The 16,955-nt window shown below is 61.6% G+C and carries 13 protein-coding genes and 1 pseudogene; 6 read left to right on the top strand and 8 right to left on the bottom strand.

The features are described from left to right. The first annotated feature begins 2 nt into the window (after nt 1–2). Genes V6F91_RS10010 through V6F91_RS09985 form a run of 6 tightly spaced genes read left to right on the top strand, consistent with a single transcriptional unit; the run spans nt 3 to nt 7,105 of the window. Nucleotides 3–1,445 (top strand): mannose-1-phosphate guanylyltransferase/mannose-6-phosphate isomerase, encoded by a 1,443-nt coding sequence (locus V6F91_RS10010; protein WP_332763942.1) that lies wholly within the window; start codon nt 3–5, stop codon nt 1,443–1,445. Further along, a complete protein-coding gene (locus tag V6F91_RS10005) occupies nt 1,446–2,243 on the top strand; it encodes an ABC transporter permease (RefSeq protein ID WP_332763940.1) in 798 nt (265 codons plus the stop codon). It begins immediately after the preceding gene. Next, complete coding sequence (locus tag V6F91_RS10000) at nt 2,243–3,496, top strand: ABC transporter ATP-binding protein (protein ID WP_332763938.1); 1,254 nt, start codon at nt 2,243–2,245, stop codon at nt 3,494–3,496. The genes V6F91_RS10005 and V6F91_RS10000 overlap by 1 nt, the downstream gene beginning before the upstream one ends. Beyond that, a complete protein-coding gene (locus V6F91_RS09995; RefSeq protein WP_332763936.1) occupies nt 3,493–4,860 on the top strand; it encodes a glycosyltransferase family 1 protein in 1,368 nt (455 codons plus the stop codon). The genes V6F91_RS10000 and V6F91_RS09995 overlap by 4 nt, the downstream gene beginning before the upstream one ends. Then, nucleotides 4,844–5,974 (top strand): glycosyltransferase family 1 protein, encoded by a 1,131-nt coding sequence (locus V6F91_RS09990; protein WP_332763934.1) that lies wholly within the window; start codon nt 4,844–4,846, stop codon nt 5,972–5,974. Before V6F91_RS09995 ends, V6F91_RS09990 begins: the two co-directional genes overlap by 17 nt. Further along, nucleotides 5,975–7,105 (top strand): glycosyltransferase family 4 protein, encoded by a 1,131-nt coding sequence (locus V6F91_RS09985; RefSeq protein ID WP_332763932.1) that lies wholly within the window; start codon nt 5,975–5,977, stop codon nt 7,103–7,105. It abuts the gene before it with no gap. A 131-nt stretch (nt 7,106–7,236) separates the two neighbouring features. Here the strand turns inward: V6F91_RS09985 and V6F91_RS09980 are convergent. The 8 genes and pseudogenes from V6F91_RS09980 to serC all read right to left on the bottom strand — a co-directional run bounded on the left by V6F91_RS09980 (nt 7,237) and on the right by serC (nt 16,913). Continuing rightward, a pseudogene (locus V6F91_RS09980) lies at nt 7,237–9,267 on the bottom strand (pyridoxamine 5'-phosphate oxidase family protein). Between the two features lie 43 nt (nt 9,268–9,310). Continuing rightward, entirely contained in the window at nt 9,311–9,937 is a 627-nt protein-coding gene (locus tag V6F91_RS09975; RefSeq protein ID WP_332763930.1) for a glutathione S-transferase, read from the bottom strand. A gap of 103 nt (nt 9,938–10,040) precedes the next feature. Next, nucleotides 10,041–10,967 (bottom strand): LysR family transcriptional regulator, encoded by a 927-nt coding sequence (locus V6F91_RS09970; protein ID WP_332763928.1) that lies wholly within the window; start codon nt 10,965–10,967, stop codon nt 10,041–10,043. 146 nt (nt 10,968–11,113) lie between these two features. Beyond that, nucleotides 11,114–12,379 carry a serine hydroxymethyltransferase gene (gene glyA / locus V6F91_RS09965; RefSeq protein ID WP_332763926.1) on the bottom strand — a complete coding sequence of 422 codons (1,266 nt, stop codon included), beginning with the start codon at nt 12,377–12,379 and terminating at the stop codon, nt 11,114–11,116. Nucleotides 12,380–12,404: 25 nt separating this feature from the next. Continuing rightward, nucleotides 12,405–13,586, bottom strand: a complete 1,182-nt coding sequence (locus V6F91_RS09960; protein ID WP_332763924.1) for an aspartate aminotransferase family protein — start codon at nt 13,584–13,586, stop codon at nt 12,405–12,407. Nucleotides 13,587–13,610: 24 nt separating this feature from the next. Further along, nucleotides 13,611–14,453: a YggS family pyridoxal phosphate-dependent enzyme gene (locus tag V6F91_RS09955; RefSeq protein WP_090287795.1), complete on the bottom strand. Its 843-nt coding sequence runs from the start codon at nt 14,451–14,453 to the stop codon at nt 13,611–13,613. Continuing rightward, on the bottom strand, nt 14,453–15,706 hold the full coding sequence (locus tag V6F91_RS09950) for a benzoate/H(+) symporter BenE family transporter (RefSeq protein ID WP_332763920.1): 1,254 nt from the start codon (nt 15,704–15,706) through the stop codon (nt 14,453–14,455). Before V6F91_RS09950 ends, V6F91_RS09955 begins: the two co-directional genes overlap by 1 nt. A 124-nt stretch (nt 15,707–15,830) precedes the next feature. After that, nucleotides 15,831–16,913: a 3-phosphoserine/phosphohydroxythreonine transaminase gene (gene serC / locus V6F91_RS09945; protein WP_332763918.1), complete on the bottom strand. Its 1,083-nt coding sequence runs from the start codon at nt 16,911–16,913 to the stop codon at nt 15,831–15,833. Nucleotides 16,914–16,955: the final 42 nt, after the last annotated feature.

The raw sequence follows: 16,955 nt of genomic DNA, 5'->3' as shown, positions 1-16,955 counted from the left end.
CCATGCTGATCCCCGTGATTCTGTCCGGCGGTGCCGGCACCCGTTTGTGGCCGGTGTCCCGCGAGGGCCATCCGAAACCGTTCATGACCCTGCCCGACGGCCAGTCGCTGCTGGGCAAGACCTACCAGCGTGCGGCCGCGCTGCTGGACGGCTGGGGCGATATCGTCACGGTGACCAACCGCGAATACTACTTCCAGAGCAAGGATCACTATTGCGCCGCGCAGGTGTCACGCCATCGCGGGCATTTCCTGCTGGAGCCGAGCGGGCGCAATACGGCGCCGGCCATCGCCGCCGCCGCACTGGCCCTGCAAGCGCTGCACGGTGACGAGGCAATCATGGTGGTGATGCCCGCCGACCATTTGATCGTCAATCAGGACGCACTGAAAAGCGCGGTCGAACACGCCGTAAACCTGGCGAAGGACGGCTATCTGGTGACCTTCGGCGTGGTGCCGACCACGCCCGAAACCGGCTTTGGCTATATCGAAACCGGTGCACCACTGAACGCCAAAGGCGCCGCCAAAGTGCAGCGCTTCGTCGAAAAACCCGATCTACAGACTGCCACGCACTATCTGGAAAGCGGCAGTTTCCTCTGGAACTCGGGCATGTTCTGTTTCACCACCGCCGCGGTGATTGCCGAATTGCAGCTGCACGCACCAGAGTTGCTGGAACAGACTCGCGCCTGCATGGCCGCCAGCGCCCCGGTGGAAACCGTCGGCTGCCTGCAACAGGAACTGTCGCCAGCCTTGTTCGCCGAGATCACCGACATTTCCATCGACTACGCGCTGATGGAGCGCTCGGAAAAAGTCGCGGTTGTACCGGCCGGTTTCGACTGGAGCGACATCGGTTCGTGGAGCGCCGTCGCTGCGCTGATTCCGGCCGATGCCGACAACAACCGCGCCAGCGGCGAAGCGATCTTCGTCGACAGCCACAACAACTTTGTCCAAAGCGAAGGCCGCCTGGTGGCGGCCGTCGGTGTGGATAACCTGATCGTCGTCGATACCGCCGACGCCGTGCTGATCGCCCATGCCGACCGTGCGCAGGACGTGCGGCGCGTGGCCAGACAGTTGAAAGACAAAGCCCACGAAGCCTATCGTCTGCACCGCACCGTCAGCCGGCCGTGGGGCACCTACACCGTGCTCGAGGAAGGCCCGCGCTTCAAGATCAAGCGCATCGTGGTCAAACCTGGCGGCAAGTTGTCATTGCAGATGCACCACCACCGCAACGAGCACTGGGTGGTGGTCGAAGGCATGGCCAAGGTCACCAACAACGGTACGGGCACGCATCTGGTGGCGAAAAACGAATCGACGTTCATCGCTGCCGGCCACCGCCATCGTCTGGAAAATCCCGGCGTGATCGATCTGGTCATCATCGAAGTGCAAAGCGGCGAATACCTGGGCGAGGACGACATCGTCCGCTTCGAAGACCAATACGGCAGGACAGTTTGAATGCTGCTTTCCTTGTACCGTTCCTTGCATGACTACCGAGGCTTCATTCGCGGCAGTGTGAAGCGGGAGTTTCAAGCGCGCTATCGCAATTCACTGTTCGGCGCCCTGTGGCCGATTTTCAATCCGCTGTCGATGATCATTGTCTACACGGTGATTTTTTCCCACATCATGCGCGCCCGCTTGCCGGGTGTGGATGACGCCATGGCCTACAGCGTCTATCTGTGCGCCGGATTGCTGGCCTGGGGATTGTTTTCCGAAATCACCCTGCGCAGCCAGACCATGTTTCTGGACAATGCCAATCTACTGAAGAAGATCAGTTTCCCGCGGATCTGTTTGCCGGTGATCGTGTTATGCAGCGCGGCAATCAACTTCGCGATCATCATTGCGTTGTTCCTCGGTTTTCTGTTGATTACCGGGCGCTGGCCGGGGCTGGCATTACTGGCACTGATTCCGCTGATCGTGCTGCAGATGATGTTCTGCGCCGGATTGGGCATGGTGCTTGGCGTGATGAACGTGTTCTTTCGCGACGTCGGTCAGCTCTTCGGTATCTGCCTGCAATTCTGGTTCTGGCTGACGCCCATCGTTTATCCGATCACGATTCTCCCGGAGTGGGTGCAGGGCCTGCTGCAACTCAACCCGCTGACACCCGTGTTCAGCAGTTATCAGAATCTGTTTCTTTACGGACAGTGGCCAGTTTGGGATTCGTTATTGCCGATCTTGGTCATCGCCGTACTGTTGTGTCTGATCGGCCTGCGGCTGTTCCGTCAGCACGCCGGCGAAATGGTGGATGAACTCTGATGGGGCGTATTCGTGTGACCGGTCTGAGCAAGGCCTACAAACAATACCCCGATCGCTGGAGCCGACTGGCTGAGTGGCTGATCCCCTTTTCACGTATCCGTCATCAGCAGCATTGGGTGCTGCGCGATGTCGAATTCGAGATCGCCCCGGGCGAGGCGGTGGGCATCGTCGGGGCCAACGGTGCCGGCAAAAGCACATTGTTGAAGATGATTACCGGCACAACCCGCCCCACACACGGCAAGATCGAACTGCAAGGTCGCGTGGCTGCGTTGCTGGAACTGGGCATGGGTTTCCACCCGGACTTCACCGGACGTCAGAACGCGATCATGGCGGGCCAGTTGCTGGGCATGCAGCTTGAAGACATCGAGGCACTGATGCCCGCTATCGAGCTTTTCGCCGAGATAGGCGATGCCATTGACCACCCGGTGCGCACTTATTCCAGTGGCATGCAAATGCGTCTGGCGTTCAGCGTTGCCACGGCTCGGCGCCCGGACATCCTGATCGTCGACGAAGCACTGTCGGTAGGCGATGCCTATTTCCAGCACAAGAGCTTCGAACGCATCCGCAGCTTCCGCAAAGCCGGGACCACCCTGCTGATCGTGTCCCACGACCGCTCGGCCATTCAGTCAATCTGCGACTCGGCCATTCTGCTCAAAGACGGCCGCATGGCCATGTACGGCAAACCCGAAACCGTCCTCGATTTCTACAATGCATTGATGGCCGAACGCGAAGGCCACATGGTGCGCCAGGAGATGCTCAGTGGCGGTCAGGTACAAACCATATCGGGTACCGGCGAGGCGGGCATTTTGTGCGTACGTCTCCTGGATGACGCCGAACGTCCCATCGAGGCTGCCGAAGTCGGCCAGTCGGTAACGCTGGAAGTGAAGGTAGAGATTCGCCAGGACATCGAACGTCTGGTGCTGGGTTTTTTGATCAAGGATCGTCTCGGCCAGCCCATGTACGGCATCAATACGCATCGTCAGAACCAGGCACTGGACAATCTGCAAGCCGGCGAGCGCATCACTTATCGATTTGCCTTTGTGATGGGGCTGGGCAAGGGCAACTACTCCGTCGCCCTGAGCCTGTCGAGGCTGGACTCGCACCTGGATCAAAACTTCGAATGGCGGGATTACGGTCTGGTGTTTCATGTGATCAACAATCGACGCGAAGATTTTGTCGGTTGCTCATGGCTCAATGCTCAAACCACCGTCAGCCGTGATACCGAGTCCAACCGTCTCGAGCGCACACCATGACCCGCTTGCTGGTGGAATGCACACACGTATTCAATCACCCGAGCGTCAACTCAGGCATACAACGCGTCGTGCGCAACGTGGTCAGTCATTTGCCCGCCAGCGTCGACAATGTCGAATGCGTGCCCGTGGTGATTCTCAACGGCGAACTCTATCGCGTACTGCAACTGCAACCGCTTGATGCGCCATTTTTCAGCGCACTGCAGATCTTCAGTGAGCGCCTTGAGCGCTTGGCCCATCGTTTCTGGCAGTGGCATCGGCGCCGCGATGCGCAATGCACCTCGAAGCTGGCGCAACGGCTGTTGTATGTCGGTTATCGCCTGAGCCTCTTCGCGGCGTTCGGCCTGCCGATCCGACTGACCCGCCGGATCAATCGCCGACAACTGCTCAAACGCTGTTCACCACTCAGGCACCAGCCGGGCGATCAACTGGTATTGCTGGACTCCTCCTGGCATTCGGATTTTTGTGCCCATGTCGAGCAACTCAAACGCGAAGGTGTCGGTGTCATCGCGGTGATCTATGACCTGATTCCACTGACGCACCCGCAGTTTTACGAAGCACGGCTGATCGAGGTATTCAGCGAGTGGTTTGACTGGATTACCCGTACTGCCGATGGCTACATGGCGATCTCGGCGACGGTGCGCGATCAGGTGCAGGAGGAAGTGCAACGAAGAATCGGCAGTGCGCAATCCGCCTGGCGCTGGTTCGACTTTTTTCACTTGGGTTGCGAACTCGATTTGCATAACCACCAGGCAGCGGTCGAACCACGCCTGCAGCAATTGTTCACGACGAGCGACCCGGTCTACCTGATGGTCAGCACCATCGAGCCGCGCAAGAATCATGCATATCTGCTCGATGCCTTTGAACGCGCCTGGTCCGCCGGTTCTACCGCACGGCTGTGCTTCGTCGGGCGGGTGGGCTGGAAGTGCACTGACTTGCTGACCCGAGTCCACCAACATGCAGAGCTGAATCAGCGCCTGTTTATGTTCAACGACCTCAATGACACCAGCCTCGAATATGCCTATGCCCATGCCAGTGCGCTGGTGTTTCCTTCGTTTGTCGAAGGTTTCGGTTTGCCACTGGTGGAGGCCATGCAACGTGGCTTGCCGGCGATGGGCAGCGATATCGCGGTGTTCCGTGAGATTGGCAGCCAATTCATGGCGTACTTCGATATCGACGATCCACAGAGCCTCGTCAACCTGATCAACGAGTTTCAGTGCAGCGGACAGTTCCCTGCCGATCGCAATGTTAGTCAGTGGCGATGGATTGGCTGGCGTGAAGCCAGTCTGCAACTGGTCGAGCGTAGCGTCAGTCATGTTGTTGAATTGCCAGCGGCATCAGGGAGTCAGCATGCGCATTGCTCTTAACGCGCGCATCCTGCAGGCGCCGCGCACCGGCATCGGCCATTACGTGGCGGAACTGGTCAGTGCCTTGCGCCACGAACCCGATGTCGAACTGACGCTGTTTCACGGCTGGGGCTGGAGCGCTGCCTTGCCGCAGTCCGCCCTGCCCGGTTACTCACGTTTGACTCCCTTGCTGCGGCAGATCCCCGGCGCGTATCAGGCGCGGCGCTGGCTGGAGCAGAAGCGCTTCGACCAGGGCCGCGCGCAAGGCATCGATCTCTATCACGAGCCGAGCCTGTGGCCGCTGGTGTTCGACGGGCCGACCGTGATCACTCTGCATGACCTGACGCATCTGCATTATCCCGACACCCAGCCGGCAGCGCGGATCAAGGAAATCGAGCGCCGACTGGAAACCGGGGTGCAGCAGGCGCGTTTGATCCTCACCGACTCCCAGGCGATCGCCGACGAAGCACAGCAGCATTTCGGGCTGCCGGCCGAGCGCTTTGTCGTGGCGCAGCTGGGCGTCGCCGAGCGTTTTTATCCGCGCGAGGCGAGCGCCATCGACGCCGTGCTCAAAGCCCACGGCGTCGAGGCACGCCAGTATTTTCTGTGTGTCGGCACGCTGGAGCCGCGCAAGAACCTGAGTCTGGCCTTGCGCGCGCACGCCTTGCTGCCGCAGGCCCTGCGCGAACGCTTCCCGCTGCTGATCGTCGGCATGGCTGGCTGGCAGCGCGAGCAGTTGAGCGACGAGCTGCGCCAGGCGCTGGCCAGCGGGCATGTGTGTTTGCTCGGCTATCTGCCCGACGAGGATGTCGCGCAATTACTGGCGGGGGCACGGGCGCTGATTTTCCCCTCGCGTTACGAAGGTTTCGGGTTGCCGGTACTGGAGGCGATGGCCAGTGGCACGCCAGTCGTGATTACGCGGTCTTCGGCGATGCCGGAAGTCGCTGGCGCTGCCGGCAACTATATTGAAGCTGATGATGCAGACGGCTTGCGCGATGCGATGAGCCTTCTGATCGACGATCAAACGCATTGGCAGGATTGCCGAGCGGCCGGCTTGCAGCAGGCACGGCTTTTTTCCTGGCAGCGTTGTGCACAGGCCACGGCCGGTGCCTACCGCCAGGCCATGGGAGGTTGAATGCGCGTTCTTCATTTTTTCAAGACGTACCTGCCTGACTCGGTCGGCGGTATCGAGCAAGTGATCTTCCAGCTCTGCGAAAGCGGCGCCCAACACGGCATCGACGGCCAGGTGCTGACGCTCAGCGCCGACCCGACACCGCCTGTGGTGCAGCTCGGCCAGCACGAAGTGCACCGAGCCAGACTCGACATTCAGTTCGCCTCCACCGGTTTTTCCTGGAGTGTGTTCAAACAGTTCCGCGAACTGGCCGCCGAGGCCGATGTGGTCAATTACCACTTCCCGTGGCCGTTCATGGACCTGGTGCACTTCGCCAGCGCGCTGAACAAACCGAGCGTGGTCACCTACCACTCCGACATCATTCGCCAGAAGCACCTGCTCAAACTCTACCGGCCGCTGATGAACCGCTTCCTTGCCAGCGCCGACCGCATCGTCGCCGCTTCGCCCAACTACCTGCACACCAGCGATGTGCTGCAGCAATTTCAGGACAAGACCCGGGTCATCCCCTACGGCTTGAACAAGGCCGGTTATCCACAGGCTGACAGCGCGCGCATGCAGCGCTGGCGCCAGCAGCTTGGGGATAAGTTTTTCCTGTTCGTCGGGGTCATGCGCTACTACAAGGGCCTGCATATTCTGCTCGATGCCCTGAAAGACGTGGACTATCCGGTGGTGATCGTCGGCGCCGGGCCACTGGAGCTGGAACTGCATGCACAGGCGCAGGCGTTGGGCCTGCGCAATATCCATTTCCTTGGGCGTCTCAGCGATGAAGACAAGGTTGCCCTGCTGCAATTGAGCTACGCGATCGTCTTCCCGTCGCACCTGCGCTCAGAAGCCTTTGGCATTTCGCTGCTCGAAGGCGCGATGTACGGCAAGCCGATGATCTCCAGCGAAATTGGTACCGGCACCAGTTACATCAACATCCACAACGAAACCGGGCTGGTAGTGCCACCGAGTCAGCCGCTGGCGTTTCGCGAGGCCATGCGCACGCTCTGGGACGATCCGCAGCGTGCCGCAGCCATGGGCGTCAAAGCCGAAGCGCGCTATCGGCAGCTGTTCACCGCCGACGACATGGGCCGCAAATGGACGCAGCTGTATCAGGAACTTCTGGAAGAAAAAGCTCTGTCCTACGCCTGATTCAGGTCGAAACACATTCACCCCTGTGGGAGCGAGCCTGCTCGCGAAAGCGTCAAGTCAGCCGATGAATTCTTTACTGGCAGTGCGCATTCGCGAGCAGGCTCGCTCCCACAAGTTTTTCGCGGGTGTGTTCAGAGATCCAGCACCAGCGGCTGTGCACTCTGCGCTGGCACCGCACAGCAAATCAACACATGCCCCGCTGCGGGAATCTCCGCCGGGGCCTGTGGATAATTCACCGCACCACTGACCAGCCGGGTCTTGCAGGTGCCACACGAACCGCCACGGCAACTGAATTCCGGGCGCAATCCGCGGCTTTCCGCCAGTTCCAGCAGGCTGCCGCCCTCTGGCTGCCAACGCGCCTCTTTCGCCGAGCGTTCGAACACCACCGCCACCGAAGTGGTCGCCGCTGGCGGTTGTTCGATGACGATTGCATCAGGGTCAGGCAGGCGTTTCAAGGTCGACGGGCCGAAGGTTTCCGCATGAATCTGCGCGTCACGCACATCCAGTTCACGCAGGCTGTCGTACAGCCCTTGAGTGAAACCGCCGGGGCCACAGAGGACGAAGTCGATCTGGTCGAAATCGTCGACGTCGAGCAGATTGCGCAACACGACGCCCTCAATGCGCCCGGTCAGATCGAAATCCTCGCCCTCACGCGCATCGGCCTCCGGTTGGCTGAGCAAGCGCAGGACCCGCACGGCCTCACCGGAGCGCTCGAGCAAGCGGTCCAGTTCCTGACGAAACGGCTGATCGGCGAGGCTGCGCGAACTTTGCAGCAACAACGTCGGGCGGATCCCGCGCGTGCGCAGTCCCTGGTAGACCACCTCGCGCAGCATCGACAGCAACGGCGTGATGCCGACACCCGCCGCCAATAGCACCAACGGCCGGTGTTCCAGCGGCGCCACGGTGAAATGCCCTTGCGGTGCCCGCGCTTCCAGTACATCGCCTACCTGTATCTGCTGGTGCAGATGCGATGAAATCAGGCCTTCGCGCTTGACGCTGATGCGGTAGAAACCGTCCGACGGCGCACTGGAGAGACTGTAGGTGCGGATATGCACTTCGCCATCCAATGTAAAACGCAGCGGCAAATGCTAGCCGGCGAGAAATACCGGCAGCCCGGCGCCATCGACCGGCTCCAGATAGATCGAACGAATGTGACGACTTTCCGCTTCGTTCTTCGCCACTCGCAGCGGCCGCCATTGGTTGCCGAGTGCCTGGGCCTGCAAACGCGCATCAGCCTCAGCCCAATTGCCGGTGAGCAGGCTGGTCGGCGACATGCCGTCGAAGCGCCAGCGCAACGCCAACGCTGCCGGACGCCGCACAACCTGTTCCACCTCGAACGTCCACAGCCGTTCCGCGCCTTGAAACGCTTCGATCTGTGGGTCTTCGAGAAGGATCTCGGTACGCCCGCTCAGTTGCAGCAGATCGCCTGTGGAAAAGTCGATGAACAGCAAGCCAGCCTTGGGGTTGAGCAGCAGATTGCCCAAGGTGTTGAAGTGCAGGTTGCCGGCGAAATCAGGGATGGTCAGGCGATTGCCTTCGATGCGCACGAAACCGGGCTGACCGCCGCGATGCGAAACGTCCACCGAGCGCTGCCCGTCGACGTCGGCATAGCTGGCGACGAAAAACGTATCGGCGCTCGCGATCAGTGCGCCGGCCGCCTCATCGAGACCGTTCAGATGCTGAGCCGGGCGCGTCTGCGGATCGCTCAGCGGCACACGCTGAAACTGGCGCAATTGAATGTATTGCGGGCAGTTGCCGAACGCTTGGTCGACGCTCAGTTCGAAGCCATCAGCCGTCAGGTTGGTGACATGCCCGTTGAGGCGATTGCGCCGCCGCGTGTGCAGTTCGATACCCAGCAGACCGATCGGCTCGCCGTCGCGCAGTTGCGCCGGGTCGTCGGCGGCCGGCCGGCGGGTGAAATGCAGATGCTCGGGATCCGGCGAATCGGCGAAGCCCGGCTCGCCCTCCAACACGCTGGCCCACGGCCGCCCTTGCGCATCGACCGCGCCGAGCAGCATGAATGGAAGTTGCCGGTAGAACTCGCGGTGTTGATCGGGCATCCAGCTGCGAATGACTTTGCGCCCGAACGCTTCCATGCGTTCGGCCACTCCTACGTGGGCCTGCAACTGCTGTTCGCCGGCGTGCCAAGGTGAACGTTCCATCACGATTCTCCCCTGCGCCAGCGGCGCAGTCCGGTTGCGCCTGTCAGGCTGAAGTTTGCAGACCGGCAATCGTGCGCGGCATGCCGACGAAACCGGGCAAGGCTTCGATGCGGGCCAGCCAGGCGCGAACGTTGCCATAGTCGTCCAGCGAGACATTGCCCTCCGGCGCGTGGGCGATATAGCTGTAAGCGGAAACGTCCGCAATGCTCGCTTCGCCGCCGGCCAGGAACGCGTTTTGGCCCAACTCGATGTCCATGATCTTGAGCAGGTTGTGCGCACGGGTGATCGCTTCTTCAGCATTCAGTTGTGCGCCAAACACCGTCACCAGTCGCGCAGCAGCCGGGCCAAAGGCAATCGGGCCGGCAGCAGCGGACAACCAGCGCTGCACGCGCGCCGCGCCGACCGGGTCAGCCGGCAACCAACGCCCGTTGCCGTATTTTTGCGCCAGGTACACCAGAATCGCGTTGGAGTCGGCGAGGACCACGCCGCCGTCATCAATGGCCGGCACCTGGCCAAAACTGTTGATCGCCAGATATGCCGGCTGCTTGTGCTCGCCTTTTGCCAGGTCGACGAAAATCAGCTCGGTCGGCAACTGCAACAGGGACAACATCAGCTCGACACGGTGGGCATGGCCGGAACGTGGGAAGTTGTAGAGTTTGATCGCTTGCATGGTCGACTCCGCTGAATAAGGGTGTCGTCCGAATTGACGTCACCGATGGCAGCAATCTTCCACGGATCTGCAAAACAACAGAATAACCAGCAAACGCAATCAATTATTTCATTGGCTGCAATAACGCTGCGTTCTGGAGGGACGGATGCTCGCGCAAGGCCTGCACGGTGAAGTCGACGAAACTGCGCACCCGCGCCGCTGCCTTGCGCCCTCCCTGATACACGACGTGAATGGGCAATGCGGGCAGTTCGAACTCGTCGAGGACGATCTCCAGTTCGCCCCCCGCGACCTCGCTCGCCACTTGATACGACAACACTCGCGTCAGCCCCAGGCCGAGACAGGCCGCTGTGATCGCCGCCTGATTAGCGGTCACCACCAATCGCGGCTCGGGGCGCACAAACAACGGCTCGCCATGTTCCAGAAACGGCCAGTTGCGCAACTGCCCGACCGCGGACGTTGCAACCACCGGCATTTCGCACAGCGCCTGCGGATGTTGCGGCCGACCATGCTGCGCCAGATATTGCGGCGAACCACACACCACTCGCCGTACCTCACCGACGCGGATCGCGTGCTGACTGCTGTCCGGCAGTTCTCCGATGCGCACCGCCACATCGATGCCCTCTTCGACCATGCTCACCACCCGATCGAGCAGCAGCGCATTGATCGTAACGTCCGGATACTGCGCCAGATACGCCGCCATCAGCGGCGTCACGAACAGCTCGCCGAACAACACCGGCGCCGTCACCGTCAACTGCCCGCGCGGCTGCGCATGACTGCCCGCCGCCGAATCCTCAGCCTCCTGCACCTCCAGCAGAATCCGCCGACAGTCTTCCAGATAACGCTGACCGGCTTCGGTCAGATGCACGCTGCGCGTGGTCCGCACCAGCAACTGCGTACCGATCCGCAGTTCCAGCGCCGCCACCGCCCGCGTCACACTCGCCGCCGACAACCCCAGCCGCCGCGCAGCGGCCGAGAAGCCCTGCTCTTGAGCGATGGTGGTGAAGATGTGCATTTCCTGGAAGCGGTCCATGGGATTCCCCGGTTCGGATATCGGAAGTCACCTGGCAAAATCGCAGCCGAAGCTGCGATTTCCTTGTGCTGGATTACACGATAAGAGCGTTCGCGGCAAACAGCCTGTTACTCAGGCTTTCGCTGATGCTGAAACTACAGCCAGGCTCAGCGATAGACCGGAAAACGACGGCACAGCGCGACAACCTGTTCGCGCACGTGGTGCCCGACCTTGTCACTGCTTCCGTTTTCCAGGGCGTCCAGTATGTCGCATAACCAGCCGGCCACTTGCTCGCAGGCTTCCACGCCAAACCCGCGGGTAGTCACTGCCGGTGTACCAATACGAAGGCCGGATGTCACAAACGGTGAGCGCGGGTCATTCGGTACCGAGTTTTTGTTGGCGGTGATATAGGCATTGCTCAGGGCCGCGTCTGCCTCCTTGCCGGTGTAGGGCTTGTCGGACAGGTCGATCAGCATCATGTGGTTGTCGGTGCCGCCCGAGACGATCTTGTACCCGCGCTTTTGCAACACCCCGGCCATGGCCCGGGCGTTGATGACCACTTGGGTCTGGTAGACGCTGAACTCAGGCGCAAGCGCTTCCTTGAACGCCACGGCCTTGGCTGCGATCTGGTGCATCAGCGGCCCGCCCTGCACGCCGGGAAACACAGCGGAATCGAGCTTTTTGTAGAAGGCTTCATCCTGGCCCTTGGACAAAATCAAACCGCCGCGTGGCCCGCGCAGGGTTTTGTGCGTGGTGCTGGTGACCACATGCGCATGGGGCAGCGGGTCCGGGTATTCGCCCGCGGCGACAAGGCCGGCGACGTGGGCCATGTCGACCCAGAAAATGGCGCCAACCTTGTCGGCAATGCTGCGCATGCGTGCCCAGTCCTTGTACCGCGAATACGCCGAAAAACCACCGATCAGCATTTTTGGGCGTGTCTGCAGTGCGATTCGCTCCATCTCGTCATAGTCGAGAAAGCCGGTTTTCGGGTCCAGTCCGTAAGGCACGATGGTGTAGTGACGCCCCGAAAAATTGGCCGGGTTGCCGTGGGTCAAGTGACCGCCCTGGGCCAGGTTCATGCCCATCACCGTATCACCTGGGTTGATCAGCGCCAGGAAAACCGCCGCGTTGGCCTGGGCGCCCGCATGGGGTTGCACGTTGGCGTAGTCGCAGTCGAACAGGGCCTTGACCCGCTTGATCGCCAGCCGCTCGGCTACATCGACGTATTCGCAACCGCTGTAATAGCGCTTGCCGGGGTAGCCTTCGGCGTACTTGTTGGTGAGCACCGTGCTCTGGGTTTGCATGACCAGCGGGCTGGCATAGTTTTCCGAGGCGATCAGCTCGATATGGTCTTCCTGGCGATGCTCTTCGTTGTGAATCGATTCATACAGCTCAGGATCGAAAGCGTTGAGGGTCAGCGTCGAGTCGTACATGGGCGAAGTGTCCTTGGTCAAGAATTCAAGCGGCGGGTGACAGCAGGCGGGTGACGCGCGCGGCGATGTCGTCGATCTGTGCGTCATCGCAGATCAGCGGCGGCAAAAGGCGCACGGTGTTGCCCCGTGTGACGGTGATCAGCAGACGTTGTTCTTCACGGGCCCGGCCGACCAGTTCGGCGCACGGGCCATTGAGTTCAATGCCGATCATCAAGCCGATGCCGCGAACGGACACCACCTCAGGATGGTTGCCCAGCGCCAGCTTCAAGGCCGCCAACAAGCGGCGGCCCGAGGCAGCGGCGCGTTGCGGGATGTGATCGCGCTGCATGATGTCGAGCACTGTGCAGCCGACGCGGCACGCCAGCGGGTTACCGCCGAACGTGGACGCATGGTGGCCGGGGGAAAACAGCTGGGCGGCCTTGCCTCGCGCCAGGCATGCGCCGATGGGGAAACCGTTGCCCAGCGCTTTGGCCAGGGTAATGACGTCCGGCTTGATGCCCGCGTGCTCAAAGCCAAACCAGGTACCGGTGCGGCCCAGCCCGGTCTGCACTTCATCGATCATCATCAGCCAGTCGTGTTCATCACACAGTTGGCGCAGGGCCTGCAGGTAGCCGGCAGAGGCGGCGTGCACGCCCCCCTCACCCTGCACCGGCTCGACGAGCACCGCGACGATATCGGGAGACTGCGCCGCGACCTGGCGAATCGCCTCGATGTTGTCGAAAGGCACCCGCACAAAACCCGGCATCAGGGGCTCGAAGCCGCGATGCACGGCGGGGTTGCCGGTGGCGGCGAGCGTGGCCAGGGTGCGCCCGTGAAAACTGTTTTCCATCACCAACACTTGCGGCTGGGCCACCTGCCGCGCGTTGGCATGCAGGCGGGCCAGTTTGAGCGCCGCCTCGTTGGCCTCCGCTCCGGAGTTGCAGAAAAACGCCCGTTGCATGCCCGATAGCAGGCACAGTCGTTCGCCCAATTGCTCCTGCCATGGGATGCGAAACATGTTGGTCGTGTGCAGTAACACCGAGGCCTGTTCGGCGATGGCCGCGGCAATTTCGGGGTTGGCATGCCCCAGGCTCGTCACCGCCACGCCGGCGATGGCATCCAGGTATTCAACACCCTCGGTGTCCCACAACGAGGCGCCCCGGCCTCGGCTGAACGAAACCGGTTGTCGGGCTGAGGTGTGCATGAGGTAAGCGGGTGCAGCGGACATTGCGGGCCTCCTGTAGAGGGGGGATCAACGGCTGGGGGTGATCGACAACAACGTGTCTTCGATGAGAGGGCGGGCATCAGCGGTCGGCCAGTAGTACGCATCCGGCATGGCTCGGGCACCGAAAATCGCCTGCCCGACGCGCACCACGGTCGAGCCCTCTTCGATGGCGACTTCAAAGTCACCTGACATGCCCATGGACAGCTCTTGCAGCGACACCCCGTCGGGGGCGCAATGAAGCAATCGGTCGCGCAATTCACGCAGCCGGACGAAGCAAGGGCGTACCCGCAGCGCGTCGGCCGAGAACAGCGCCAGCGTCATCAACCCGCGAACCCGCAGCGTCGGGAACGCTGGCATTGCCTCGAGGAAAGCCGCCACGTCATCGGGCGCCAGTCCGTACTTGCTGGCTTCGCCGGAGGTATTGACCTGGACGAACACATCCATCTGCCGATCCAGAATGCGCAGGCGACGGTCCAGCGCCTCGGCCACCCGCAGGCTGTCCAGGGCCTGGAACTCACTGGCGAAGCGTGCAACCTGCTTGGCCTTGTTGGTCTGCAAATGGCCGATCACCGACCATTGCAGGTCTTGCAGGTCGGTCATGGCTTCCCACTTGCGCTGGGCTTCCTGCACCTTGTTCTCGCCCAACAGGCGGCAACCGGCGGCATAGGCCAGACGCAGATGAGCTTCATCAAAGGTTTTGCTGACCGGCAGCAAGCGCACACCGGCCGGGTCGCGCCCTACCCGATGGCACGCCTCGACAATCCGTTGCTGCACCGCGGCCAGGTTGCGGCGAAAGTCTTCGACACTGTCGGCCTGTGGGTAACGACCATGGCGCGCATGCAGGATGAGGTCTTCGGTTTGGTCAGGCATCAGTTGGCCGCTCCCTTGGTGGGCACCGCAACCGGTTCGGCCTGTGGGCCTGCAGTCTTTGCACGACGCGGCAACTGCCCATTGAGTACGACATAGGCGGCCAGGCCGATAACCAGGCCCCAGAACGCGCCACCGATGCCCAGCAAGGTGATATTGGCCGCGCAGGCCAGGAAAGTGATCAGCGACGCTTCGCGCGATTTCACGTCCGCCATGGCATTGGCCAGGCTCGCGCCGAGTGTGCCCAGCAGGGCCAGCCCGGCCAGGGTGGTGATGAAGGTCGCCGGGAAGGCCATGAACACCGCCGCCAGGGTCACGCCGAAGATCCCCACCAGTATGTAGAAGATGCCCGCGGCCACGCCTGCGATCCAGCGCTTGGACGGGTCTTCCGACGCTTCCTTTCCCGTGCAGATAGCGGCGGTGATGGCCGCGATGTTAAAGGCATGCGAACCGAACGGCGCCATCAGCAGAGAACCCAGCCCGGTCAAGCTGAGGATCGGGTTGGCACTGGTGTTGAAGCCGTCACTGCGCAGCACCAGCATGCCCGGCATGTACTGCCCGGTGAGGGTGATCAGAAACAGCGGCAACGCCACGCTCAACAACGCATTGATCGAGAACTCCGGGCGGGTGAACACCGGTGTCGCAAACTCCAGCGTCAGCCCCGTGAAATCCACGCGTGCCTGCATCAGCAGAAAGCCAAGCCCCAGTACTAGAATGCCGACGACCGCGTATCGCGCACTCAAACGCTTGAACAGGATGTAGGCGCCGATCAACACCCCGACCAATAACGGGTCGACGCTCATGCTGGCAAACGCACCGATGCCGAACTGCAACAAGATGCCGCCCAACAAGCCCGCTGCTACACCCGGAGGGATCAGGCGAACGGCTTTTTCAAAGTAACCGGATACGCCCAGCAGCACGAACGCTGCAGCCGAAATCATGTACGCCCCAATGGCTTCGGCATAGGGTGTGGTTGCCAGGGCGACGATCAAAAATGCCGCCGCCGGGGTCGACCAGGCGGTGATGATCGGCTCGCGGCTCATCCAACTGAGGAACAGCCCGGTCACCCCTACGCCGATCGACACAGACCAGACCCACGAAGCCGTCAACTCGGGGCTGAGCCCTGCGACCTTGGCGGCCTGAAACACCAGGATGAAGGTGCCGCCGTAATTGACGATCACTGAAATCAACCCGGCAACCACCGGGTGCAGCAGGTCCCGCAGACGCAGGGACGAGAGGGATTGAGTAGATGACATAGGTCTTGGCTCCTTGCTGGACGATTGCATCCGGCCGCTGGCAAGCGGTCATTTATAGCGGTTGAATGGTGGGTTTTACCCCTACGCTTTAACGCAGCAGACCAGACCACTTTTTGTGGGCGGCTCAGCCGTTCTTACGCGCAAAGGCGCTCATGAAATCGCACAGCGCCTCGACCGCCGGCACTGAAACGGCGTTGTACAGGCTGGCGCGCAGGCCGCCGACGCTGGCGTGGCCTTTGAGGCCGTTGAGGCCGGCCTGCTCCGCGCGCCGCAAAAAGCTCTTCTCCAGCGCCACGTCGGCCAATCGGAAGGGCACGTTATTGATCGAGCGATACGGTGCCTGCACCGAGTTGCGATAAAACCCGTCACTTTCATCGATGGCGCGGTAAAGCATTCGCGCCTTGGCCTGATTGCGCTGATGCAGGGCCTGCAGACCACCACTGCGCTTGATCCATTTGAGCGTCAGGCCTGTGAGATACCAGGGGAAGGTCGCAGGGGTATTGAGCATGGACTGCGCGTCGCTGATGCGCGCGTAGTTGAGAATGTCCGGGGTAAAGGCATGGGAACGCTCCAGCAACGACGGGTCCACGATGACCACCGTCAACCCGGCCACGCCCATGTTTTTCTGCGCGGCGGCATACACCAGCCCATGCCTAGCGATGTCGATCGGCTTGGACAGCAGGCTTGAACAGGCATCGCACACCAGCGGCGCGTCGCTCGCGGGCGTGTCGATGAATTGCACGCCGTGCACCGTCTCATTCTCGGTGTAGTGCAGGTAAGCGGCGTCGGCGTTAAGGCGCCAGTCCGAGGCGTGTGGGACATGGTCGAAACCGGACGCGTGGGCGCTGGCAACCACGCGCACATCGCAGTAGCGCCGGGCGGCCTCGATCGCCTTGCCCGACCAGAGGCCGGTATGCAGGTAATCCGCCGTGCCTTTATCGCCCATCAGGTTCATCGGCACTTGAGCGAACTGCAAGGAGGCGCCGCCTTGCAGGAACAGTACTTTGTAGGCGGGCGGCACCCCGAGAATATCGCGCAGGTCTCGTTCGGCATCACGGGCCACCGCCATGAATACCTGCGAACGATGGCTGATTTCCATCACCGACATGCCGGTGCCGGCAAAATCAAAAAACTCCTCATGCGCCTGAGTGAGAACGTCCAACGGCACCGCGGTGGGGCCTGCGCTGAAGTTGTGTGACCGAGCCATGGTTGAGTAACTCCTGTTCAAGAACCCTCGCCCGGCGCGTCA

This window comes from Pseudomonas koreensis (assembly GCF_036668835.1).
GTDB lineage: Bacteria > Pseudomonadota > Gammaproteobacteria > Pseudomonadales > Pseudomonadaceae > Aquipseudomonas > Aquipseudomonas koreensis_I.
This window is presented reverse-complemented; position numbering and strand designations above follow the sequence as displayed.

Coding starts and splice junctions, on each gene's coding strand:
- V6F91_RS10010 (WP_332763942.1), top strand. CDS start 3: ATGCTGATCCCCGTGATTCTGTCCGGCGGTGCCGGCACCCGTTTGTGG.
- V6F91_RS10005 (WP_332763940.1), top strand. CDS start 1,446: ATGCTGCTTTCCTTGTACCGTTCCTTGCATGACTACCGAGGCTTCATT.
- V6F91_RS10000 (WP_332763938.1), top strand. CDS start 2,243: ATGGGGCGTATTCGTGTGACCGGTCTGAGCAAGGCCTACAAACAATAC.
- V6F91_RS09995 (WP_332763936.1), top strand. CDS start 3,493: ATGACCCGCTTGCTGGTGGAATGCACACACGTATTCAATCACCCGAGC.
- V6F91_RS09990 (WP_332763934.1), top strand. CDS start 4,844: ATGCGCATTGCTCTTAACGCGCGCATCCTGCAGGCGCCGCGCACCGGC.
- V6F91_RS09985 (WP_332763932.1), top strand. CDS start 5,975: ATGCGCGTTCTTCATTTTTTCAAGACGTACCTGCCTGACTCGGTCGGC.
- V6F91_RS09975 (WP_332763930.1), bottom strand. CDS start 9,937: ATGCAAGCGATCAAACTCTACAACTTCCCACGTTCCGGCCATGCCCAC.
- V6F91_RS09970 (WP_332763928.1), bottom strand. CDS start 10,967: ATGGACCGCTTCCAGGAAATGCACATCTTCACCACCATCGCTCAAGAG.
- glyA (WP_332763926.1), bottom strand. CDS start 12,379: ATGTACGACTCGACGCTGACCCTCAACGCTTTCGATCCTGAGCTGTAT.
- V6F91_RS09960 (WP_332763924.1), bottom strand. CDS start 13,586: ATGTCCGCTGCACCCGCTTACCTCATGCACACCTCAGCCCGACAACCG.
- V6F91_RS09955 (WP_090287795.1), bottom strand. CDS start 14,453: ATGCCTGACCAAACCGAAGACCTCATCCTGCATGCGCGCCATGGTCGT.
- V6F91_RS09950 (WP_332763920.1), bottom strand. CDS start 15,706: ATGTCATCTACTCAATCCCTCTCGTCCCTGCGTCTGCGGGACCTGCTG.
- serC (WP_332763918.1), bottom strand. CDS start 16,913: ATGGCTCGGTCACACAACTTCAGCGCAGGCCCCACCGCGGTGCCGTTG.